General features: G+C 38.1%; 19 protein-coding genes and 6 tRNA genes. 1 reads left to right on the top strand and 24 read right to left on the bottom strand.

Features of this window, described 5'->3' with window-relative positions; translation table 11 throughout:
• Nucleotides 1-8: 8 nt before the first annotated feature.
• Nucleotides 9-560 carry a hypothetical protein gene (locus tag DES38_RS04730; protein WP_110250948.1) on the top strand — a complete coding sequence of 184 codons (552 nt, stop codon included), beginning with the start codon at nt 9-11 and terminating at the stop codon, nt 558-560.
• A 36-nt stretch (nt 561-596) separates the two neighbouring features.
• On the opposite strand, the gene DES38_RS04725 is transcribed toward DES38_RS04730, so the two are convergent.
• The 24 genes from DES38_RS04725 to era all read right to left on the bottom strand — a co-directional run bounded on the left by DES38_RS04725 (nt 597) and on the right by era (nt 22,485).
• Nucleotides 597-2,738, bottom strand: a complete 2,142-nt coding sequence (locus DES38_RS04725) for a peptidoglycan D,D-transpeptidase FtsI family protein (protein WP_110250947.1) — start codon at nt 2,736-2,738, stop codon at nt 597-599.
• A gap of 128 nt (nt 2,739-2,866) precedes the next feature.
• Entirely contained in the window at nt 2,867-3,478 is a 612-nt protein-coding gene (locus DES38_RS04720; RefSeq protein ID WP_110250946.1) for a superoxide dismutase, read from the bottom strand.
• A 137-nt stretch (nt 3,479-3,615) separates the two neighbouring features.
• Nucleotides 3,616-4,122 carry a TraR/DksA family transcriptional regulator gene (locus tag DES38_RS04715; RefSeq protein ID WP_170114332.1) on the bottom strand — a complete coding sequence of 169 codons (507 nt, stop codon included), beginning with the start codon at nt 4,120-4,122 and terminating at the stop codon, nt 3,616-3,618.
• A 105-nt stretch (nt 4,123-4,227) separates the two neighbouring features.
• Nucleotides 4,228-4,300: transfer RNA gene (locus tag DES38_RS04710), tRNA-Phe, on the bottom strand.
• 17 nt (nt 4,301-4,317) lie between these two features.
• Nucleotides 4,318-4,410 (bottom strand) — tRNA-Ser (locus DES38_RS04705).
• A 13-nt stretch (nt 4,411-4,423) separates the two neighbouring features.
• A tRNA-Ile gene (locus DES38_RS04700) sits at nt 4,424-4,500 on the bottom strand.
• Between the two features lie 5 nt (nt 4,501-4,505).
• Nucleotides 4,506-4,581 (bottom strand) — tRNA-His (locus DES38_RS04695).
• A 31-nt stretch (nt 4,582-4,612) separates the two neighbouring features.
• Nucleotides 4,613-4,689, bottom strand: a tRNA-Met gene (locus DES38_RS04690).
• 4 nt (nt 4,690-4,693) lie between these two features.
• Nucleotides 4,694-4,768 (bottom strand) — tRNA-Asn (locus DES38_RS04685).
• A gap of 184 nt (nt 4,769-4,952) precedes the next feature.
• Nucleotides 4,953-6,599, bottom strand: coding sequence for a Na/Pi cotransporter family protein (locus DES38_RS04680; RefSeq protein WP_110251155.1), 1,647 nt, complete (start codon nt 6,597-6,599; stop codon nt 4,953-4,955).
• Nucleotides 6,600-6,791: 192 nt separating this feature from the next.
• Entirely contained in the window at nt 6,792-7,427 is a 636-nt protein-coding gene (locus tag DES38_RS04675; protein ID WP_110250944.1) for an NfeD family protein, read from the bottom strand.
• A gap of 218 nt (nt 7,428-7,645) precedes the next feature.
• Nucleotides 7,646-8,338 carry a lytic transglycosylase domain-containing protein gene (locus DES38_RS04670; RefSeq protein WP_110250943.1) on the bottom strand — a complete coding sequence of 231 codons (693 nt, stop codon included), beginning with the start codon at nt 8,336-8,338 and terminating at the stop codon, nt 7,646-7,648.
• A 251-nt stretch (nt 8,339-8,589) separates the two neighbouring features.
• Nucleotides 8,590-9,480: a deoxyribonuclease IV gene (locus DES38_RS04665; RefSeq protein WP_110250942.1), complete on the bottom strand. Its 891-nt coding sequence runs from the start codon at nt 9,478-9,480 to the stop codon at nt 8,590-8,592.
• Between the two features lie 15 nt (nt 9,481-9,495).
• Nucleotides 9,496-10,806: a DEAD/DEAH box helicase gene (locus tag DES38_RS04660; RefSeq protein WP_110250941.1), complete on the bottom strand. Its 1,311-nt coding sequence runs from the start codon at nt 10,804-10,806 to the stop codon at nt 9,496-9,498.
• Nucleotides 10,807-10,881: 75 nt separating this feature from the next.
• Nucleotides 10,882-11,997, bottom strand: a complete 1,116-nt coding sequence (locus DES38_RS04655) for a Nif3-like dinuclear metal center hexameric protein (RefSeq protein WP_110250940.1) — start codon at nt 11,995-11,997, stop codon at nt 10,882-10,884.
• Entirely contained in the window at nt 11,969-12,688 is a 720-nt protein-coding gene (locus tag DES38_RS04650; RefSeq protein ID WP_110250939.1) for a tRNA (adenine(22)-N(1))-methyltransferase, read from the bottom strand. Before DES38_RS04650 ends, DES38_RS04655 begins: the two co-directional genes overlap by 29 nt.
• 17 nt (nt 12,689-12,705) lie before the next feature.
• The gene (locus tag DES38_RS04645; RefSeq protein ID WP_110250938.1) at nt 12,706-13,299 is read right to left on the bottom strand and encodes an LTA synthase family protein; all 594 of its coding nucleotides are present in this window, start codon (nt 13,297-13,299) and stop codon (nt 12,706-12,708) included.
• A gap of 95 nt (nt 13,300-13,394) precedes the next feature.
• Nucleotides 13,395-14,516 (bottom strand): RNA polymerase sigma factor RpoD, encoded by a 1,122-nt coding sequence (gene rpoD, locus DES38_RS04640; protein WP_110250937.1) that lies wholly within the window; start codon nt 14,514-14,516, stop codon nt 13,395-13,397.
• A gap of 30 nt (nt 14,517-14,546) precedes the next feature.
• Nucleotides 14,547-16,361 carry a DNA primase gene (gene dnaG, locus DES38_RS04635; RefSeq protein WP_110250936.1) on the bottom strand — a complete coding sequence of 605 codons (1,815 nt, stop codon included), beginning with the start codon at nt 16,359-16,361 and terminating at the stop codon, nt 14,547-14,549.
• A 361-nt stretch (nt 16,362-16,722) separates the two neighbouring features.
• On the bottom strand, nt 16,723-17,529 hold the full coding sequence (locus DES38_RS04630) for a pyruvate, water dikinase regulatory protein (RefSeq protein ID WP_110250935.1): 807 nt from the start codon (nt 17,527-17,529) through the stop codon (nt 16,723-16,725).
• Between the two features lie 21 nt (nt 17,530-17,550).
• Nucleotides 17,551-19,638, bottom strand: coding sequence for a glycine--tRNA ligase subunit beta (glyS, locus tag DES38_RS04625; RefSeq protein WP_110250934.1), 2,088 nt, complete (start codon nt 19,636-19,638; stop codon nt 17,551-17,553).
• On the bottom strand, nt 19,625-20,512 hold the full coding sequence (gene glyQ / locus DES38_RS04620; protein WP_110250933.1) for a glycine--tRNA ligase subunit alpha: 888 nt from the start codon (nt 20,510-20,512) through the stop codon (nt 19,625-19,627). Before glyQ ends, glyS begins: the two co-directional genes overlap by 14 nt.
• A gap of 294 nt (nt 20,513-20,806) precedes the next feature.
• Entirely contained in the window at nt 20,807-21,550 is a 744-nt protein-coding gene (recO, locus tag DES38_RS04615) for a DNA repair protein RecO (RefSeq protein ID WP_110250932.1), read from the bottom strand.
• Between the two features lie 29 nt (nt 21,551-21,579).
• The gene (gene era / locus DES38_RS04610; protein WP_110250931.1) at nt 21,580-22,485 is read right to left on the bottom strand and encodes a GTPase Era; all 906 of its coding nucleotides are present in this window, start codon (nt 22,483-22,485) and stop codon (nt 21,580-21,582) included.
• Between the last annotated feature and the right edge of the window lie 5 nt (nt 22,486-22,490).

Here is a 22,490-nt window from a genome sequence, read left to right as displayed (position 1 = left end):
GATATGTTATGAAGCAATCATTACGATACTTTTCCTTAGGTCTGTTTGCAGCTACTCTCTCTATGCTTGTTTACTATTACTTTTTCTTTGAAACAGAAACAGTAATCGTTGAAAAAGAACAATCTACTCAGGAGATGATTGAAGCATTAACAGCCGAAGGTTATTATATTAGTGACCAAGAACACGAAACAACACCACAAGTAAATGAAAATAATACATCAATTGAAGAGAATGATCTTTCTGAAAATGATGAAGAAACTGAAGAAAGTACTGAGCCATCCTCCCCCGAACAACCCGATCAAAATTCGACCGATGAAGATACACCCGGCGATACGACATCAGAAACCGATAGTTTTATTCTTTCTATCCAGCCTGGTATGACAATTACAGAAGTAGCAAATTATTTAATGGTTGCTAGTTTAATTGACTCCAGAGATGAGTTCGTTACTTATCTCTACGACAACGGATACGGAACCAATATCCAAATTGGTGAGTTTGAACTAAACCGTGATATGTCCTTAGACGAAGTCGTTGAAACAATCGCAACGAAAGAGAATTAATAGTTGATTAAAGCGATGGCCAAGTTGGCCATCGCTTTAATCATTTTCTTCAGTAACGGTATTAGCTACCCCGTCTGCTAAGGTTTCATCTTCTGATACTGTAATCCCTTGATTATGTTCTGCTTTAATTTTAAAATACTCATCAACTAAACGGTTACCAATGTTGTGATGGATTCCATTTTGATCGTTACCAACGCCTGCACGTGGTACAACAATCGCAAATGCTAATTCCGGCTCCTCAAATGGTGCATACCCGACTAAAGTTAAATTGTTTGTGTACTGTTTTGCCCCATCTTCAGTAAATTCATTTTGAGCAGTACCCGTTTTAATCGCCACGTTGTAGGGGTTATTTGCCCAGTGTGTTCGACCTGTACCATCCGTAGCTGCTTGTCTAAATCCTTGTTGGACACGTTCGATATATCGTTCATCTACGGCAATACGATTGAGAGCGTTCGGACTATAACTTTCAAGCACAGGACCTAGTAACTCTTTATTTCCATTCGTTTCCCGCACTTCTTTGACGATACGCGGACTTAAACGGTAACCATCATTTGCAATTGTTGAAACATATTGTGCCAATTGCAGCGTTGTGAACGTATCATACTGGCCAATTGCGTAGTCCAACAGCAAACCACCATCTTGGATGTTCGTTCCAACATACCCTGTTGATTCAAAAGGTAAATCAATCCCTGTTTTAGATCCTAACCCGAATTGATGGAACGAATTACGCATTGTTTGAAAACTACTTCTGTCAAAATTATATAATGGTTCATCATAATTATATGTGGCGCCAGAAATCCGCATGGCAATTTCAAACATATAGACGTTGGATGATTGTTCCAATGCTCCCAAATCATTGATTAAACCAAAATCACGCCAAGATTTTTTAACTTGCGTCCCAGCAATTTTAATTGGTCGATCATTAAAAACTGTCCCAATATCAATAACATCCTGCTGATAACCTGTGAGCACGGTTGCTCCTTTTACAATTGATCCTGGTATATGGGCATCATAGATCGTCCGATATGCTTCATCAACATATTCATTATCACCACGGTTATAATGTGCTGCCGATAACGCCAGGACATCACCCGTCTGTGGATCTAAAACGGCTACCAACGCATCTGACATAAATCGATTTCGATAAGGATCCTGATTAATATACGTTTCAAGCTCGTCTTTAACAATTTCATCTAGCGCTGCTTGAAAATCCATATCTACAGTCAGAACTAGATCGTGTCCACTTTGGCCTTCACGCACGGTATTGGTACCTAATATATTTCCATCATTATCCGTTGTGTATTGGATAATTTCTTTACGACCTCTTAAATAAGATTCATATGATAATTCAAGCCCAGATTCTCCCACTCGGTCATTTAAACTGTAACCTAAGTTCAGGTAATATTCTTGATTATCCCTCGGGATTCCCGCGTCTGAGGAACTCACATTACCAATAAAACTTTGAAATAGGCTACCATATGGACGTACTCTATTCCAATCTATTTTTGCATCAATGCCCGGCAACTCTCCTAAATTCTCAGATATCAACGCGTACTCTTCTTCGGTGACACCCTCGTTTTTAATGGTATGAGCAGATAACTCGAACGCTTGATCTAATTCTTTTTTTATCGCCACAGTGTTTAACAGGTGCGGATCTGACCAATCAAACATGTTGTAATCCTCTGCAGTTATCAAATCTAACTCCCGTTGATAACGCGCACTTGCATCTAGCTCACTGTCCTCTTCACTTAATCGCTCTTGAACGGCTAGGCGGTGTTCTCGATCGTATACATACCAAAACTCTTTTTTATCACGCTCTCTAATTAACTCGTCTAAGTCTTCATCACTTTCTTCCATACGCATTAAAGCTGCTAACTTGTCAGCAATTTCTAACTTTGTTTGATTAGAATCACCGTTTTTAGGGGGCGTGTAAGTAATCGAGCGCACCGGCTCATTGTCCAACACTAATCGACCATAACGATCATACATAAGTCCTCTCGGGACTGCGATGGTTGATTTTGTATTCTCTGTCTCGTTTAATTTTTCTCTAGCTTCCTCACCATTTAATATTTGAACGACACCAAGTTGTAAGATGAGTACCGAGAAAAGAAGGAAGACAAACAGAAAGAAAACGTTTAATCTGATTGGAATGGTTGTTCTTTTTTTCTTTTTAGCCATAATCGACATCCTTATATTTGATTTCATATTGTGATTGATAAACGTACATGAATTTTAATTATAGCATGATTATCAGGTAAACAAAAAGAATCTCACCAATTAAGATGAGATTCTTTAAAAGTATTTGATTATTTTGCGTTGTTATAGAGTTCTCCAACCTTTTCCCAATTAACGATGTTCCAAAACGCTGAAATATATTCTGGACGCTTGTTTTGATACTTCAAGTAATACGCATGCTCCCAAACATCAATGCCAAGAATTGGGGTTTTACCGTCAGTAACTGGGTTATCTTGATTTGGTGTGCTCATAACTTCTAACTTACCGTTATTAACAACAAGCCATGCCCACCCTGAACCAAAGCGAGTCGCTGCAGTATTTTCAAATGTTTCTTTGAACGCATCAAAACCACCGAATTTTTCCTCAATCGCTTGTTTTAGTTCACCTGTTGGTTCTTTTCCACTATCCGGTGTAAGAACTGACCAGAACAAGCTATGGTTTAAGTGTCCACCACCGTTATTACGTACAGCTGTTTTAATATCTTCAGGCACTGAATTTAAATCAGCAACTAAATCCTCAATTGATTTTTCGCTTAATTCATCATGCCCTTCTAACGCAGCATTTAATTTAGTAACATAACCATTGTGGTGCTTCGTATGGTGAATGTTCATCGTTTCTTTATCGATATAAGGCTCTAGTGCATCGTATGCATAAGGTAATTCTGGTAATACAAATTTACTCATTGTTAAATTCCTCCTTGATATTTTTAAAGATTAAAGTTCACAAAATGTTCACTATTACTATACCCATACTTTAACAAAGATAAACATTTCAAGCAAACGTTTTGCTTCTCGCGTTTATCAAAATACGTCCGATTTATTTAGACATGTTTCGAATCCTTACTTACGTGATCAAATGGATCTTTCGTTGTTTGTTTCGATTGTTCAGCTTTTGAATCAGAAGACCCAAATTCCTCTAATTGAGCTAGCGCATCAACATCATCAACCGCCAAACCTTCTTTTGAATGATAGGTTTGATCTGCCTCATCCGTATCCGCATGATCAATACAAGTCGTTGTCGTTGGCAGTGCTTCTAAGCGTGCGTAGGCAATTGGTTTACCGCAAACTTCACACTTTCCGTATGTGCCAATTTCCATCCGCGTTAGGGCAGCTTTAATTTCTTCTAGGTATTGACGATCTTTTTCATTCAATGCTTGTTGTAACTCTTCATTATATAAGTCAGAACCTTCATCGCCTGGATGGTTATCATAATGAGATAGTTCAGTTGATGCTAATGTTTCTTCTTTATGTCGTTTAACTATTTCATGCAAGTTTTTTAATTCACTCTCTAACATTTTTTTTAAGTTTTTCTGTTTTTCCTTGTCCATCGACATCCCCACCTTTTCCAAGTATACTTACTCTCTTCTAGTTCCACTTTTCGATAAATTTAAACATAAAAAAGACAACTTAGCTAACTAAGTTGTCTTTTTAAGTGGCTCGGGACGGAATCGAACCGCCGACACACGGAGCTTCAATCCGTTGCTCTACCGACTGAGCTACCGAGCCTAAATATAAAATTGTAATGGCGGAGGAAGAGGGATTCGAACCCCCGCGAGCCGTGAAGCCCCTGTCGGTTTTCAAGACCGATCCCTTCAGCCGGACTTGGGTATTCCTCCGCGATACGTCAAATGGTGGACCCTGCAGGATTCGAACCTGCGACCGATCGGTTATGAGCCGATAGCTCTAACCAACTGAGCTAAGGGTCCTTTAATGGGGCGACCGGTGGGGATCGAACCCACGCATGTCGGAACCACAATCCGATGTGTTAACCACTTCACCACGACCGCCATTATAGAAAATCAACGTATTAAAATATTATGGTAGCGGCGGAGGGGATCGAACCCCCGACCTCACGGGTATGAACCGTACGCTCTAGCCAGCTGAGCTACACCGCCATAATGGCTCCACAGGTAGGACTCGAACCTACGACCGATCGGTTAACAGCCGATTGCTCTACCACTGAGCTACTGTGGAATAATCATCTTCTGAGCAACAATGAATAACTCAGCGACGTTTAATAATATATCACGTACAATTTAAATCGTCAATAGCTTTCTTTAAAAAGATAGATCAATTTGTGAGTTAGCTGTAATAACAACAGTTTGAGTAAGTATGAAAGGATTCATACTTACTCAAGACATGCTGTATTAATAATTTTTTAGTGAACTGTCTCAGGAATTTTTTCACCTAACACATCTTCAGCGATGTTCAAGGCATGGTCTCCAATCCGTTCTAAATTACTTAGAATATCCACATAAACGATACCAGAAGATCCCGTACAAGACCCTTCATTTAAACGAATAATATGTTTTTTGCGGAAAGATTTTTCCATGCGATCAATTTGATTCTCTAACTTAACAACCTCTAATGCTTTATCACGGTTCATTTCAGAAATTGATTCGATTGATTCGCGGAATGCGCGGTTTGTCAATTCAATCATCTCATTTAAATCTGCCTTAGCACCGTCGGTAATAACAATTTTATTAGAAACTTTAAACTGAACAAGCTCCACAACATTTTCAAAGTGATCACCGATTCGTTCGATATCACGTACGGAATTAATTAGAGCCGAGTGTTTCTCACTATCTTGATCAGAAAGTTGTGCCGAAGATAGTTGAATCAAATACTCCGTAATTTCACGGTCTAATTTATTTAATGCATTTTCAATTTGAAAGGCATTATCCGCATGTTTTTGATCATGATTGTTTAAAAATAGAGCTGTTTCCTCTAATCCACGGTATGCATATTCAGCCATTTTGATTATCTCTTCTTTTGCTTGTTCTAAAGCAAAACTAGGTGACTGTTGAATGAAAATTGGGTCCAAGTGCGTTGGCTCAAATTCCATAACAGAATCTTCACCAGGAATAAGTTTAGTTACAAGTGCAGCTAGTAAACCTATAAACGGGAAGAATAACAACACGTTTGCAAAGTTAAATATCCCGTGGGCAAATGCGATTGTCATTTCAGAATTCAGTACCAATTGTTCTGAAATATAGGATATGAGTGCTGTATAAGGATTAAGCAACATTAAAATAATAATTGCGCCTATCAGATTAAAAATCACGTGTGTTAAAGCCGCTCGACGGGCAGCAATTGATGCCCCAATTGAAGCAATAATAGCTGTGATCGTCGTACCAATGTTGTTACCAAATAGAACTGGCATTGCCGCATCAAGTTTAATCATTTCTTGCCCTAATAAGCTTTGCAATATCCCAATTGTAGCACTTGAGCTTTGGACAACAAATGTAAATACCATACCGATAACTACACCAAGTATTGGTACTTCCGACATTTGTACAGTCAGTTCACGGAAAGCTTCGAGGTCTCTTAAGGGGGATAATCCACTTCCCATTAAATCTAAACCGAAGAACAATGCACCAAATCCAAAGATTGTTTGACCATAATTTTGTAATTTTTGATTTTTAAAAAAGAATAACATCATTGCACCAAGAGCGAGGATCGGCAACGCGTATGCTTCTATATCAATACCGATAATGAAGGCAGTCACGGTCGTCCCAATATTCGCACCCATGATTACACCAATTGACTGGCGTAACGTCATAAAACCAGCATTTACTAAACCAACAGCTAGTACGGTCGTCCCTGAACTTGTTTGAATAAGTATCGTAACTACAATACCTGCAAGTACACCCATGAAAGGATTACTCGTAAACTTGTCTAGTAAATCTTTTAGTCGATCGCCGGCAGTTTTCTGAAGCCCTTCACCCATGTATTTAATACCGAGTAAGAAAATACCTAAACCACCAATAAACTCAAATAATATCGATTGAACATCTATTTCCACAATCATTCAATCCCTTCTCTTTTTAATATTACGATTGATTTGTTAATCATACAACAATCCTTCCCTATTATTAATGGTTTGTGAATGAAATGTAAATGGTTTCGTTAAAAACTTTACACTAAATTTACAAAGTAATTTTTCCGCAAAAAAACAATGTCATCGAATTATTGAAATTGACATTGTTTTTTTATCTTATTCTTCTGTTATTTCATCAACAAGAATACGCGTTCCATCGACTTGTTTAATAACTATCGGTGTCCCTTTTTCAATGTAGTGGCCATTTGTAATGGCACTAAATTCATTTTCATCAATTTCGATTCGACCAACCGGCCTTAGATCTGTAGCCGCGATACCACGTTTACCTATCAGCGCCTTAAAGGTTGGATTAATTGAACTGTATCCACGATCATCGGTCATTCGGTCGTTTAAGGCTATTTTATCCCATAATTGTCGCTTCGGTAATATTTTCAACCAAACTAAGCTTGCAACAGCACCTAATAATAGCCCAAGTACTGCATAAGTGCCGACGGTGAAGTTTGGAGAACTCATCCCAACTGATACAATCATCAAAACGCCACCAATTGCAGCTAATGTCCCATCATTAAGGTATTCACCATCAACAAATATTAATATGATACCACCAACGTAGACAATTCCCATTATGACAAACATCGATGGATCTAAGTACTGCAGAAAATATGTCGTAATGAGTCCTAACCCTAGCAAGAAGAAAATACCTTTCGCTCGAACAAGAAACTCCCCGAGTAAAAACATTGTTCCTAGACCTACCACGACGAAACTAAACCATTCTAACTCGAACCATTCCATTATAGCTACCCCCACTTCACCAAAATCTTAAAGTATTTAAATTCAATATCTCATCCTATTCTCTATTATGGCGATTGTGTTTGAATCTTTCAACTAATATTTACATTAACAAGCATAGATTCGGTTTATTACAAAGCGCCTGAACGATTAAACCCTCCCTATTTATCACAAAAAAAGAAAGAGCTGAAGGGATTCAACGCTTTCCCTTCAGCTCTATTTTAGTTTGCGATTGCAACTGCATCGTGTGTATTTGCTTTTGTTTGAATGACACGCGCATATTCACTTCTAGCTGTACCGTTTTTCGTCTTATAATTCTTCATACCAGCAATACCTCGATGGTATGCAGTTAAAGCTTCATCCCAATTGCCAAATTCACCATACAAGTGATCAAGATAGGTCACAGATAATTTAATAGCATAGTAAGGATCAAATAACATTTCCTTCTCATAAGGAAGACCCGCCATCTCTGCTATCCATGGTGCAGTATTCTCCATAAATTGAGACATGCCATAAGCATGACCATAAATCGTTTTTGGTCCTACTAAATCTGGCGAGAAGGTATGACCTGTTTCTACTTTTAAAAGCTCATACACAATGTATGGGTTAATGCCTTTAGCATCCGCTTCATTAATCATATAAACTGCCCAGCTCTTTTTGAATCGTTGATCACTATCTGCTACCATTTTAGTTGCCGTTTCTTCGACCATCTTCCAGTTAACCACCGTCACATCATTTGCTGACTTTTCTTGATCGACTAAATTAAAATGATCTTCTTTTCCTGCTTTATCAGTTGCGACCATCGGTTTTGCTTCTGCGTATGCGACAAATTTCTGTTGTTTCGTTAATTGCGTAGAAAATAACGTTAAGACTAAAATAATTGCGCTTGCTAGAATAAAAAGATTCTGTTTCATCCTTTTTCTTCCTTTCCGTAAGCCATTGAGCATTACAAAGCGATATGCTACACCAAACAATCCTAAATATCAAGTTAAACGTATTATCCATCCTATATTATGGTTATAAATAACTTAAATTATATTAAAATTACATAAAATAACTATACAACCCTAAATATATCCATGTGTATCATCTGACGGCTTCGTTGATTTTTATCAAAAAAAGGGCTTTAAACCACTATTAATACCTGTGATTTAAAGCCCTTACATTACTGATTCATGATCTTATTTTTTAAATTTTCATCAAATTTTTGATTTTTAAGCATTGCAATTTCAAATTGATACGGTGGTTTTTTATCTTTTTTCTCGACACCAACATAAGGTGTTTCTAAAATTTTAGGAATCGCTTTAAACGCATCATGATGTACAATTTCTGATAATGCATCAAAGCCAATGTGACCAAATCCAATGTTTTCATGACGATCTTTATGAGCGCCTACCGGATTTTTGCTGTCATTTACGTGAACAACTTTTATACGATCAATACCGACAATTTTATCAAATGTGTTTAACACACCCTCAAAATCATTGACAATATCATAACCTGCGTCATGTACGTGACACGTATCAAAACAAACACTTAAGCGTTCATTATCCGTAACACCATTAATGATTTCTGCCAATTCTTCGAAGCTACGGCCTATTTCAGTTCCTTTACCAGCCATCGTCTCTAATGCAATTTGAACATCATGGTGCTTTGATAATACCAAATTAAGGCCCTCAATAATGCGTGCAATGCCCTTCTCGCTACCTGCACCCACATGTGCACCAGGATGTAAAACAATTTGTTTTGCTCCTAGCGCTGCGGTACGCTCAATCTCACTTTGCATAAAATCCACACCTAGTTGGAATGTTTCAGGTTTTGTTGTATTACCTAAATTAATGATATAAGGGGCGTGAACCACCAAATCTTCAATACCATGTGCTTTCATATGAGCAATGCCAGCCTCAATATTTAACGCATCAATTGCTTTACGACGCGTATTCTGTGGTGCACCTGTATAAATCATCATTGCTGTCGATTGATAACTTGCCGCTTCTTCACTCGAGCCTAACAGCATCTTTTTTCCGCTCATTGATACGTGTGAACCTAACTTCATTGCGATAACCTACCTTTATTTTTTCTTGTTTTGCCGTTTCATTTGCTTTTTGATCTTCTCATGTTGCCATTTCATTTTCTTTTTGTAACCCGGTTTTACTTTATCTGGTTTACGAACGCGACGCCATGCCTCTTGGTCTACATCATGACCAGATTTTTTACGAAGGTTTCGTTCATTCCACGCTTTAATTTCTTTCCATTCACCCTTTACGATATCATACGTGGTGAATTCAATTTTGCGTGACGTTAATTTATTCAAGAGCGCTAAGTCTTCTTCATGGTATAAATTGATTGCCGTTCCTTCCATACCTGCACGTGCAGTACGGCCAATACGGTGAATATAAAATTCTTCTTCTTTTGGCATTTGCGCATTAATAACGTGACTCACACCTTTAATATCAATACCGCGCGCCGCTAAGTCAGTGGCTACAATGTATTGATATTTTAATGCTTGAATATCTTTAAGCACACGTTTTCGTTCACGCGCTTGCAACCCACCGTGTATCAATCCTGCCTTGATTTGACGTTTCTCTAAGGCCTTTGCTAATGCGTTTGCCGCCTCTTTACTGTTAACAAAAATGATCGCCAAATATGGATTAATTGCTTGAGCAATTTGGTACACAACATCTTCAATTTGACGGTGTCTTAATGGCACTAAACGGTGCTCAATCGTCTCAGGCGCAAAATGATCTTGTATATGGAAATTAGTTGGATTCGCCATGTACTTTTTCAAGAACGGCTGTAGTCGTTCAGGAATGGTTGCGGAGAATACCAATAATTGAATCGATTCCTTTGCCCGTACTAACATTTTATCGATCTCGGTAATTAAACCTAAATCGAGCATTAAGTCAGCTTCATCAATAACAAATGATTTAGCTGTGTACATATTAATCGCATCATCTTCGATTAAATCGAGTAATCGACCTGGTGTAGCAACAATAATTTGTGGTTGTGTTTTTAATTTTCCTAACGAACGTTTCTTATCCGTCCCACCAATAAACAATTTTGCAGACACATTATCTTCTAATTGAGCGTAATCAATAATCTTTTTCACTTCATCAAAGATTTGAGTCGCTAATTCTCTGGTTGGAGACGTGATGACAAATTGCACTTCCTCTTTATCCATTTCAAGTTGATTGAACAACGGTAAAAGAAAGGCATGTGTCTTACCTGACCCTGTATGCGATTGTCCAATGACACTTTCGTGTCTTAGCACTGCTGGAATGACTTTTTCTTGAATTGGCGTTGGATGATCAAAATGCAACTTATCAATCACTTGATGAACCCAATCGTCTAGTTTATATTCTTTAAAATTATGTTTTTCCATGTTAAACTCCCTTATTCTTTCATTATCTTGCCTATTATACCGGACTTTACAACAAATTGCACTGCATTTATCACCTTACACATACCTAAATGGATCTGTAGAATGATTTGTGCCATAAATCGGGATAGATAGTTGCGCCTCTTTACATGCATGATCAAAGAAAGACTGCATCTTCTCAATCATGACTGATTCAATGTAGTGGCCGGCATCAATCACCGCTAAACCTAATTCCTCAGCGATTTGGGCTTGATGAAAACCGATATCACCAGATATATAAGCATCAACACCTTGCTGATATGCCTGATCAATGAAATCATCCCCACTTCCACCAACGATAGCAATACGATTGATTGGTTGATCTAAATTACCGGTTACTCTTAACCCTTGTAATTGAAAGACGTCTTTGACAAAGTTAGCCAGACTTTCTAAGGTGTGAGGTTGACTTAAGGTCCCTATTCGACCCAGTCCATACATTTCCCCTTTATTTTCTAGTTTGATGAGATCATAAACGGGTTCTTCGTAGGGGTGTGATCCTTTTAATGCGGTCAATGCGTTTTCAATTTGACTCGCCTGAAGCAAATACTCTAGCTTCATTTCTTTGACCCGCTCTCTACGGCTACTTGTTCCAATATACGGATTTGCAGCATCAGTCGGACGAAACATCCCAGTACCTGTTGTTTGATAAACACACGCTTCATAATCACCAATATGACCGATCCCACTGCGAACAAGCGCATCATCGACAGCATTCACAGCATCTTCAGGTACAAACACTTGCAGTTTATACAGTCTTTGACTGCCTTCTTTGATAAAGATTTCTCGATGAATCAATGTTAATTGATCTGCAAGCATATCATTTATTCCACCATTAACAAGGTCTAAATTAGTGTGAGCGGCATATATAACGATGTTATGCGTTAAAGCTTTTTGCAGAATTCTCCCTATCGGTGTCTTTAAATCTACTTGCTTAAGCGATTTAAACAACAACGGATGGTGCGCAAAAATAAAGTTAGCATTAAGATTAATCGCTTCGTCAACGATAGCTTCTGTGACATCGAGTGTCGTCAATACACCCGTTACCGTTTGGTCAACATCCCCTACTTGAAGCCCTACATTATCCCAGCTGTAACTCAATGATTGCGGTACCCAGTTTTCAAATAAATCAATAATCGTTTGAGCTGTTGTCTTCATTAGTTAACACCTCTTTCGTCCATTGTAGTGCTTGGTTAAATTGATCCATTTTCGTTTGATCGATTTGTTTTCCTTTCTTTAACCCTTCTATAATACGGCTAATATTTTCTTGTTCGCGTCGCCATTTTGCAAGAAAAGCACTATTCTTTTCTTGCATTAAAAGCGGTCCAAAGTAACACTGTTTATCAGTCATTTGTTGATGTGTCGTTTTTTTATCAGCAATAATAACCTCGTAGATATGGCCGTCTTCTTCAAGAATTTCTTCAGCAGTTATATGAAAATACTGATCGTCTAACCAAGCTCTTAAATAATGACTATCCATATTTGGTTGAAGCACTAGACGCTTAACAGATGATAGTTTCCCTTCACCGTTTTCTAAAATAGAACGGATCAAGCCACCACCCATACCACAAATTACAACTGTATCGATTGCTTCTTCACGAATGACTGAAAGACCATCGCCTTTTCTTACATCGATTCGGTCTGTCAGTTGATAGCCGCTGACATGACTTTGAGCCGCTTGTTTTGGACCTTCATTTAATTCTCCCGCAATAGCGCGGGCCGTTTGATCAATTTGACAAACATAGATAGGCAGATAAGCATGATCACTGCCAATGTCGGCAAAAAAAGCACCTGATTGAATATAATTTGCTGCTGTCTTTAATCGATGTGATAATTTTACTGCTTCCATTCAACTTCCTCATTTCACTATAATAATAAGCCTATGCTTGCCGTTAAGATAATTAAGACTGTTAGTGCCATTAACCATTTGTCTTTCTTCTTAACAATGAGATAAATCCATAGGATAAATTGCGGAATAATTATGATAACAAGTGACACTACACCTTGATTATAAACATCTAAGACGACTAAACTAATCATCAAAATACTCATCATATAGACCGTTAAGGTGTAGTTTGCTGAGAGTATGGGAATCTTGACACTAATATAATAGAATAAACTTGCTAATAAAAATGCAGTAATGGCAATACCTAAGTCTAAACGCGGCGAGAATGGAATCAGAAACCGCGCGACTAAAATAATCGGGATTAAACTGACCATAACTAATGCATACAAATGTGGTAGGAACATTTTTTCTTTCGCCCGCTTTTCTACCTTTATGTTTCTTTTTTTAGCCAGGAGCGCATCTGTACCTTCTGATTTTGAGAGTGCATCCGCCTTATCCTGTTCACCCTCCGTATAAAGTGCCATTAAAAAATCGCAATAATGTTCCGGTAATAAGTGATTATCTTTCCAATATCTGATTTCATTAATAATCGTAATCTTACGTTGCTCATCCACCAGCAACACCTCTTTACTTTTCATATGTAAAAAAACAGTCAATCAAGTGTCAATTGATGCTCAACTGAGACTAGATTGACTTAAAGTCATCATTTTTATTCTAAAAAGTCTTTCAATCGCTTACTGCGCGATGGGTGACGTAGTTTACGCAATGCCTTTGCTTCAATTTGACGAATCCGCTCACGCGTAACACCAAATACTTTCCCTACCTCTTCTAACGTTCGCGTACGTCCATCATCAAGACCAAAACGAAGACGCAGCACATTTTCTTCGCGGTCAGTTAATGTATCAAGTACGTCCTCTAGTTGTTCTTTAAGAAGCTCATAAGCAGCATGATCTGACGGTGATGTTGCTTCTTGATCTTCGATAAAGTCACCTAAATGTGAGTCGTCCTCTTCACCAATTGGTGTTTCTAACGAAACAGGCTCTTGCGCTATTTTCAAGATTTCTCTCACTTTTTCAGGTGTTAAATCCATTTCATTACCGATTTCTTCTGGTGTGGGTTCCCGGCCGTAATCTTGTAGTAATTGTCGCTGAACACGAATTAATTTATTTATCGTTTCTACCATGTGAACTGGAATACGAATCGTACGTGCTTGGTCTGCAATGGCACGAGTAATTGCTTGACGAATCCACCAAGTTGCATAGGTACTAAACTTAAAACCTTTGCGATGGTCAAACTTTTCAACAGCCTTAATTAATCCCATGTTTCCTTCTTGTATTAAATCTAAGAATAGCATGCCACGTCCTACATAACGTTTCGCAATACTCACAACAAGACGTAAATTAGCCTCGGCTAAACGCTGCTTCGCTTCGCCATCGCCTTGTTCAATCTTTTCAGCAAGACTTACTTCTTCTTTTGCTGATAAAAGGTTCACACGACCAATTTCTTTCAAGTACATACGTACAGGGTCATTAATTTTTATCCCTAACGGCACACTTAAATCATTCAAATCAAATTCTTCTTCTTTTTTTATATCTTTTTCATCGGGGTCTTCTTCTTTGTCGGCAATTACCTCAACACCTTGCTCAGTTAACTGCTCATAAAATTCATCAATTTGATCAGAATCTAATTCAAAAATTGCTAAACGTTCTGCTACGTCATCATAGGCAATGACCCCAGTTTTCTTACCGATTTCCATTATTATTTCTTTAGCTTGGTCCAATGTTAGTTCCGGTTCATTTGCTTTTTGATCTTTAGGCTTTTTATCTGCCATAAAGAGTCCCCCTTCCATAATCCCTCAATGTTACGTGCGTTGTGACGACTGCATTTGTTTTTTTATTTGAACGATTTCCATACCGATTTGAACAGCTTTATCAACATCTTTATTCGCCTCTGCTGTTTTTAGTTCAGTTCGTAATCGCTTAATCACTGCTTTATCACCTTGTTCTGATTCTATTAAATAGATATAGTCTTCAATTTCTTGCCTAGATATGTCTGGTGAAATTGGGGCCATTGCTAATTCAATAACGAGTTGTTTTACTTGCTCGTCTTCCATTCGCTCAATAAATTGACTAATATTTGCTTCATTTCCTGCTTCATAAAATGCATATAGGTGGGTCACAATAACTTTGTGCAATTCAATATTAAAAGACGCCCCCAACCGGTGTTTAATCCGCTCAGCAATTGCCTCATCATAAAGCATGTAACCAATTAATTTACGCTCTGCATTATGATACGCCGGGAACAATGGTTGCTGCTTACGACGTTGTCTTTGGGGTTGATTAGGCTTTCGCTGCGATTCCGGTGTCATCTTTTGTCTGAGCGTTTGAATTTCTTCACGAATTGTATCCACTGACAACTGGTAGTTTGTCGCCAACTCATTTGCATAGTGATCTCGATCAACCGCTCTGTCTAATGTGGCAATTTTCTCAATCACTGCATTAATATAATTCATTAATTCTGCTTCTACTGATAAATTATATGATCGCTTCAATACTTGCATATAAAAGGACACATACGTAGCACTCTGATTAATAATCTCTTGTTTAAAACGATCGCCACCATATTTTTGGATATAACTATCTGGATCCAAGTTCTCCGGGATCGTCGCCACCCGCACGTCTAAGCCGACCTTATGAAACAAGTCAGCAGCTTTTATCGCCGCTTCAATACCTGCTTGGTCACCATCATAAGAAACAACCACCTCTTCAACATAACGTTTAATCAGCGCAGCTTGATGCTCAGTTAGTGATGTACCAAGCGAAGCAACACCGTTTAAAATCCCGTGTTGATCTGCGGTTATCACATCCATGTAACCTTCAAATAATACTGCTTGATTAACTTTTTTCATCTCACTCCGAGCAAGATCAAAATTAAATAACAGCTTGCTTTTTTGAAATAAACGTGAATCGGTACTGTTTAGATACTTTGGTTCATTACCTTCATGAATTGCTCGTCCCCCAAAACCAACGGTTTTACCTAAATGATTACGGATAGGGAATAACACCCGTCCCCTAAACCGATCATAAGGTTTTTGTTTATCGGTAGCACCTAATAAACCGGACTCAACAAGTTCGTCACTATCAAATGACTTTTTATGCAAGAAATCAATTGTTAAATCACTATTTGACGGCGCATATCCGAGTTGAAACTTTTTTATCGTTTCTTCGTTTACACCACGGTCAATCAAGTATTTTTTGGCCTCTTGACCTTCTTTTGTATGCTCTAACACATGGTGATAAAATTTTGTTAACCATTCATAGGCATTTAAACTAACTTGGTCATGCGAAGAGTGTTTTTGGTTGTATGCCCCCACTGTTGCTTCTGGAAGCTCAACACCACTTTTGTTTGCCAAGTGTTCAACAGCTTGAAAGAATGTAAAACCTTCTAACTCCATTAAAAAAGTGAAAACATTGCCACCTTTTCCACAACCAAAACAATGAAAGATCTGTTTTTCTTGTGTTACCGAAAAAGAAGGTGTTTTTTCACCATGGAACGGACAAAGTCCAAGATAATTACGGCCTTGTTTCTTTAAAGAGACATAGTCACTTACGACATCAACGATATCATTTGTTTTTCTTATCTCTTCAATCAACGTTTCAGGAATTTGATTTGCCATTAACATCACCAATCTTTTTGTTCATTATTATAACAAAATTCCTGTTCTTAATTACTCTTTACCTTTAAATAAGCTTTGTTAAACGTAACAATAGAAAATGAACACAGCTTCATTTCTGTATAAATACGCAAAGGTTCTCTTACACTATATTCGTGTTCCTTGATGAGAATTCCTGCCTCTTTATTAAAAATGTTAATTTATTTAAAAGAAAGACATCAATTATCAATTTGTCACAAACAATAATTATAGTACATTTACGTCAATAATGCTACTAATTTACTTATGTAATTTATGCCGATGCAGTGAACAAGCAAAAAACCCTTACCGTCTTTGATTATTTTAAAGACGGCAGGATTTCATATTAACGTAACATTTGTAATTGAAGAATGAGGTTAGCAGTTTCTTCGACCGCTTTATTAGAAACATCGATGACCGGACAGCCTAAAGCTTTAACGACCCCTTCAAAATAGTGAAGCTCTTTCTCAATCCGTTCAGTTTGTGCATAATTCGCACTAGCCTTTAACCCCAATGCCTTTAATCGTTCTTTTCGAATATCATTTAACTTTTTCGCATTAATTTTAAGACCAATACACTTACTTGGATCTGTTTGATAGAGTTCTTTAGGCGGTTCCACTTCTGGAACAATCGGTACATTCGCAACTTTAAAGCTTTTTAGTGCTAAATATTGACTTAGTGGTGTTTTAGAAGTTCTCGAAACACCAACAAGTACAATATCCGCTTGTTCAATACCACGTGGGTCCCGGCCGTCATCATACTTAACAGCAAACTCAATCGCTTCCACTCGTTTGAAGTACGCTTCATCGAGCTGATGACTTAATCCTGGTTTTAACCGCGGCTTTTTCTGAAACATGCGTTCCATTGCCTCAAGCATCGGTCCTAATATATCAATTGCTTCAAGTTCTAACTCAACTGATCGACGCTTAATGTATTGTCTCAAATCTGGATTCACGAGCGTGTAACCGACTATAGCGTTTTCTCTTGCAATCGTAAGTAATAAATGATTAATTTTTTCTTTGTCATTTATATAGGGTTCTCTCACTAATTCATATTCTCGATGATTTCCAAACTGAAGCAAGGCTGATTTGATAACTTTTTCAGCTGTTTCACCTAATGAATCAGAAATAAGATAAATGATCGGCTTATTCATAATAAGCACCCTTTCCTTAAGTTAAGCATGTTGTTTCCATTCAATATAAGTAAAGTCCGCAATCCGGTCGACCATTGTTTTAATCAACGCCAATAAAGCCAAACGATTCGCCTTAACAGTTTCGTCCTTGGCCATCACCATTGTTTCTTCAAAGAAATTATCAATCGCAGGGACTAAACTAGCAAGTAATTCAATTGCCTCTTGATAACGTTTTTCTTCAAAAAATTGATTGAATGACCCTTCCATATCTTTGATCCGCAGGTAAAGTTGCTCTTCAAATTCATTTTCAAAAAGCGTTGGTTTAACATCGTTTGTTGTTGCTTTTTTCGCCAAATTCATGGCCCTTACTATTGCTTCCTGTGTCGCTTTAAAACTTGGATCTTGACGTTTAGCTTCTAAAATTGACGCAATTTCAAAAGTGTCATGAACCACACCAAGATTGTTATGCATAACCGCTCTCATTGTATCGGCTTGGATATGGTTTTCCTTTGCTAAATACAACATCCGTTGCATGAAAAAGTCCTTCACTTGCATTTTTACCTGATCTGGATTCTCAATGTCGATGTCAGTGGTGATAAATAGTTCAAGCACATGATTTAATAACGTTTCAAATGACACGTTCCACTCCGCATGTTTTGCGATTTGAATCACACCTAATGATTGACGGCGTAAGGCATAAGGATCCTGCGACCCTGTTGGAATTAAACCAACAGCAATTGAACCAACAATCGTATCCATTTTATCAGCTACACTCAGAATCTGACCAATAGTCGTTGACGGGGTTTTGTCTTGGCTATGGCGTGGCATATATTGTTCGTTAATTGCCATTGCAACCTCTTCAGGTTCCCCCATGAGTAAGGCATATTTCTCACCCATGACCCCTTGTAAATTAGTGAATTCGTTTACCATTTGCGTTACTAAATCAAACTTACTGATTTCAGCAGCTCGAGAAACGTTTATTTGTGCAGCTTCATTTAGATCTAATTCATTGGCAATCGTCGTTGAAATTGCTGCAACGCGATTAACTTTTTCAGCCAATGTTCCTAATTTTTCTTGGAAGACCATACGCGTTAATTTTTCATTATTCTCTTCAATCGAGTGCTTTTGATCTTCTTCATAAAAGAAAACAGCATCTTTTAATCTAGCGTTGAGTACTTTTTCATTGCCACGGGCAACCGTCTCAATATGCTCAGCATTTCCGTTCCTTATTGCAATAAAGTAAGGTAGCAATTGACCAGCAACATCACGCACCGGGAAATAACGCTGATGCTCGCGCATTGAGGTAATAAGTGCTTCTTCTGGCACGATCAGAAATGCTGGATCAAAGTGACCTGAAAAGGCTGTTGGTAACTCAACCAGTTGCGTAACTTCTTCAAGTAAGTCCTCATCGATATTAATCTTCCAATTTTTTTCTGTTGCAATTGCTTCGATTTGATCGACAATGATTTGTTTACGCTGATCTACATTGGCAACGACATATTCTTGTCGTAGCAGCGATTCATAATCAGTAGCTGTTTTAAGCGCAACTGTCTTTCCTAAGAAACGATGACCTTTCGTGAATCGATCCGTTTTAACACCTTCAATTTCAAAAGGAATAATAGCTTCATCATTTAAGGCGAGTAACCATTTAATCGGACGCACAAAACGCAAGTTACGGTCAGCCCAGCGCATATTTTTCGGAAAGTTTAACGATAAGATTACAGATTTAAAGTCAGGCAAAATACTCGTTGCTTCTTTACCGCTAATAAATTTATTAACATAGACATATTCAACATCATTATACGTTTGGAAAAATAAGTTCTCGACAGGTTGTCCTTGACCTTTAGCAAATCCCATAGCCGCTTTGGTCCAATTACCTTCAGCATCAACAGCAATCGATTTTTGAGGTCCTTTTGCTTCTTCTGACAAATCGGGTTGCTCAGTTGCCAATCCTTTAATCAACACTGCTAAACGACGCGGCGTAACAAACGTGTCAATTGCTGTAAAACTTAACCGGGCATCATTTAGCCATGCGGATGTCTTTTCTAATAGCTGCGCTTCAGTGTCAGCTAAAAAACGTGCTGGCATCTCTTCTAAACCAACTTCAAATAAAACATTAGTTGACTCCATTTGTATCCTCCTTCAACATCGGAAAACCGAGCTTTTCTCGTTCATCGACATAAAGCTTCGCAATCTCACGCGCTAACACTCTGACTCTCCCAATGTAACCTGTTCGTTCAGTAACTGAGATTACACCTTTTGCATCTAACAAATTAAATGTATGCGAGCATTTCAGTACATAGTCATAAGCAGGAAAGACGAGTCCAGCTTCCATCGCACGCTTTGCTTCCTGTTCATATTTTCCAAATAAATCAAACAACATGTCTGTATCCGATACTTCAAAGGTATATTTTGAGTGTTCAAATTCCGGTTGATAAAAGATATCATGAACGGTAACGCCTTCTGTCCATGTTAAATCAAAGACGTTCTCTTTGTCTTGAATATATGAAGCCAACCGTTCCATTCCGTAAGTGATTTCCACAGCAACCGGTCGAGCTTCTAGCCCTCCAATTTGTTGGAAGTAAGTAAACTGGGTAATCTCCATCCCATCTAACCAAACTTCCCATCCCAGTCCGGCTGCGCCGAGTGTGGGGTTCTCCCAATTGTCTTCAACAAAACGAATATCATGCTTTAATGGATCAACCCCTAGTTTTTCTAACGATTCCAAATAAAGCTCTTGGATATTATCTGGTGAAGGTTTCATAATTACCTGGAATTGGTGGTGTTGATACAGACGGTTAGGATTTTCACCATAACGACCATCAGCTGGTCGACGTGAAGGTTCGACATACGCAACATTCCACGGCTCTGGTCCAAGACTCCGTAACAATGTCATCGGTGACATGGTTCCTGCTCCTTTTTCTGTATCATACGCTTGCATTAAAATACATCCTTGATTTGACCAATGTTCTTGTAATGTCAAAATCATTTCTTGAATATGCATGGTGATATCCTCCTTATAATTGAACGCGCTTTAAACACTTAAAAATCCCGTCCCTATGTCTTAAGTGTTTAAGACATAGGGACGGGATTTCCGCGGTTCCACCCTACTTACTAAAGCATTAGCGCTTTAGTCACTTTTACAATACGTGTTCAAGAGTGCCTATTCAAAAGTTTGGTTACACTTGGCTCTCACCATTCCAAGTTCGCTCAACTAACCGATTACTTTTTACTTTTCTCCATCGTCACACGCTTACTATCACATAAAATCGTAAGCGAACTTCATCAATTTGTCAAGCTAATTCAACTGATTAAGCTGGGCTAAAAACTTTCTTGACTTTAAAAAAATACCGCCGTGTTGATCTAAATAGTCGGCAAGCAACTGCTTTAAAACAACTTTATTTTCTAATTTAACTGATATGTTCTGTACCCGCTCAAGCCCGACCGTACTAAACATGCGTAACAGCTTCAATTGTTGAGGAGACAGTTTTACTGCATATTGATCCTGACTCACACAGCGATTACAAAGCGTCCCTCCTTGATGAATAGAGAAACAAACCAAGTCTTCTGTGCGACCACAATGTATGCAATGGTCAAGAATAGGTTGAAATCCTTGTAGCGCATACAACTTTATTTCATACATCATCAATATTACATCCGGATCTTTATCTTCTTCAATACCCGCTATTGATGCCTCTAACTGGTTGAAAATAAATGCATTCGGTTTCTTTTCATCAATTAATTTATCAGTTAATTCCGCTAGATAGCTGACATAAGCTGTTTTCACAATATCTTCTCTAATTTTCCGATGTGACATGATTACTTCCCCTTGTTGCATCACACCCATGCCACGACCAAGTTGGATTAAATACTCCCCGTGGATAAATGCTTGAGAAACAGCAGCCATTCGACTTTTAGGTTTTTTTGCCCCTCTTGCAATGACTGCTAGCTTTCCTAATCGTTTACTAAATAACGTGACGATCTTATGCGTTTCACCATAATCTTGCGTTCTTATGATAATGCCTTCTAGTTTCTCAAACATTTCTCAGCCATCCTTTAGTTCAATCTGGGTTAATAATCTTCCCGGTTAAAACCAAATTCATTTAAATAGCGGTCGTTGTTACGCCAATCTTTTTGAACTTTCACCCATAATTCGAGATATACTTTGTTTCCAAGCAGGCGCTCAATATCGCGGCGTGCATCGGAGCCGATTTTTTTAAGCATGCTTCCCTGTTTACCGATGATGATACCTTTTTGTGTGCTGCGCTCAACCACAATTACTGCGCGAACGAGTATTTTTTCATCAGGGTTTTTTTCGATATCTTCAATCACCACCGCAATCGAGTGCGGTACCTCTTCACGCGTTTGCTCGAGCACCTTTTCACGAATAAGTTCGCCTACAATAAATCGTTCCGGATGATCGGTCACTTGATCAGCTGGATAGTATTGCGGGCCTTCGGATAACTGATCTTTTAAGACGTCGAGCAAGTGATCGACATTATTTCCTTCGAGTGCTGAAATCGGTACGATTTCTTTAAATGGGTACTTATCTTTATAAATCGTGATTAATTCAAATAGTTTATCTGGATGAATACGATCAATTTTATTTATAATTAAATAAACTGGTTTTTTAATGTTTTCTAAACGATTTATGATGTATTGATCACCACGGCCAAAACCTTCTTCAGCATTAATCATGAACATAATTGCATCAACTTCATTTAATGTATTTTCTGCAAGTTTGACCATGAAATCTCCTAGTTTATGTTTAGGCTTGTGAATACCTGGTGTATCAATAAACACAATTTGGGCATCATCTAAGGTAAGTACACCTTGAATCGTATTACGTGTCGTTTGCGCTTTATCACTCATAATCGCAATTTTTTGACCAATCACACGGTTTAAAAATGTTGACTTTCCAACATTAGGTCGTCCCACAATTGTGATAAATCCTGATTTAAAGGGTTGTTCTGTCATTGTTG

This window comes from Streptohalobacillus salinus, from assembly GCF_003201605.1.
Classification (GTDB): Bacteria; Bacillota; Bacilli; order Bacillales; family Amphibacillaceae; genus Streptohalobacillus; species Streptohalobacillus salinus.
The sequence above is the reverse complement of the archived record's forward strand: the minus strand, read 5'-3'. Positions and strand labels throughout refer to the sequence as shown.

Coding starts and splice junctions, on each gene's coding strand:
- DES38_RS04730 (WP_110250948.1), top strand. CDS start 9: ATGAAGCAATCATTACGATACTTTTCCTTAGGTCTGTTTGCAGCTACT.
- DES38_RS04675 (WP_110250944.1), bottom strand. CDS start 7,427: ATGGAATGGTTCGAGTTAGAATGGTTTAGTTTCGTCGTGGTAGGTCTA.
- DES38_RS04720 (WP_110250946.1), bottom strand. CDS start 3,478: ATGAGTAAATTTGTATTACCAGAATTACCTTATGCATACGATGCACTA.
- glyQ (WP_110250933.1), bottom strand. CDS start 20,512: ATGCATATTCAAGAAATGATTTTGACATTACAAGAACATTGGTCAAAT.
- DES38_RS04630 (WP_110250935.1), bottom strand. CDS start 17,529: ATGAATAAGCCGATCATTTATCTTATTTCTGATTCATTAGGTGAAACA.
- DES38_RS04650 (WP_110250939.1), bottom strand. CDS start 12,688: ATGGAAGCAGTAAAATTATCACATCGATTAAAGACAGCAGCAAATTAT.
- recO (WP_110250932.1), bottom strand. CDS start 21,550: ATGTTTGAGAAACTAGAAGGCATTATCATAAGAACGCAAGATTATGGT.
- rpoD (WP_110250937.1), bottom strand. CDS start 14,516: ATGGCAGATAAAAAGCCTAAAGATCAAAAAGCAAATGAACCGGAACTA.
- DES38_RS04660 (WP_110250941.1), bottom strand. CDS start 10,806: ATGGAAAAACATAATTTTAAAGAATATAAACTAGACGATTGGGTTCAT.
- DES38_RS04655 (WP_110250940.1), bottom strand. CDS start 11,997: ATGAAGACAACAGCTCAAACGATTATTGATTTATTTGAAAACTGGGTA.
- DES38_RS04670 (WP_110250943.1), bottom strand. CDS start 8,338: ATGAAACAGAATCTTTTTATTCTAGCAAGCGCAATTATTTTAGTCTTA.
- dnaG (WP_110250936.1), bottom strand. CDS start 16,361: ATGGCAAATCAAATTCCTGAAACGTTGATTGAAGAGATAAGAAAAACA.
- glyS (WP_110250934.1), bottom strand. CDS start 19,638: ATGGAGTCAACTAATGTTTTATTTGAAGTTGGTTTAGAAGAGATGCCA.
- DES38_RS04725 (WP_110250947.1), bottom strand. CDS start 2,738: ATGGCTAAAAAGAAAAAAAGAACAACCATTCCAATCAGATTAAACGTT.
- DES38_RS04715 (WP_170114332.1), bottom strand. CDS start 4,122: ATGGACAAGGAAAAACAGAAAAACTTAAAAAAAATGTTAGAGAGTGAA.
- DES38_RS04665 (WP_110250942.1), bottom strand. CDS start 9,480: ATGAAGTTAGGTTCACACGTATCAATGAGCGGAAAAAAGATGCTGTTA.
- era (WP_110250931.1), bottom strand. CDS start 22,485: ATGACAGAACAACCCTTTAAATCAGGATTTATCACAATTGTGGGACGA.